This window comes from Bacillus sp. MM2020_4, from assembly GCF_011250555.1.
Lineage (GTDB): Bacteria > Bacillota > Bacilli > Bacillales > Cytobacillaceae > Neobacillus.
Genome location: NZ_JAANMZ010000112.1, coordinates 1 through 650, shown reverse-complemented (window position 1 = coordinate 650; position 650 = coordinate 1). Strand labels below are relative to the sequence as shown.

The 650-nt window shown below is 39.4% G+C and carries 1 pseudogene; it reads left to right on the top strand.

What is annotated here, in order from left to right:
- Positions 1–650: pseudogene (locus G6554_RS25345) on the top strand (hypothetical protein); the annotation flags it as partial.

Genomic DNA, 650 nt, shown 5'->3' with positions numbered 1-650 from the left:
GGGCAGTTAGTTTCTAAAGCTGATAAAGCTAGTACTTACACTAAAACGGAAGTTGATAATGCTTTAAACAGCAAAGTTTCAACCACTACCTACACCACAGACCAAAGCGGAGTTGTTACCCGCTTGAATTCCGCTGAGTCCCGTATCACCCAGACTGAAAAGGATATTACATCTAAAGTATCGTCTACCACATACAGCCAAGACAAAACTGCTCTACAAACTGATATTAATAAAAAGTCAGACAAATTGTATGTTGATACAGAGTTAGGCAAAAAGGCGGATACTTCAAAGGTCACGGCTCTGGAAACCAGAATGTCTAGTGCAGAAACAACTATTACCCAAACGGCTAATGACATTTTATTAAAGGCCAATAAAACAGATGTTTATACCAAGTCCGAAGTTAATATAGAACTTGGAAAAAAAGCCGATTCGACAAAAGTATCAGCTCTTGAATCGTCCATTAATGTTGCAAATGACAATATCTCTCTTAAAGCCAATAAGACCGATGTGTACACCAAAACCGAAACCAACACGGAGCTAGGTAAAAAAGCAGATAATGTAACGGTTTCGGCTTTAACCACACGAGTATCTACGGCAGAAGGTTCCATTACAACGCAAGCTGGCCAGATCAACTTAAAAGCTAATGCTAG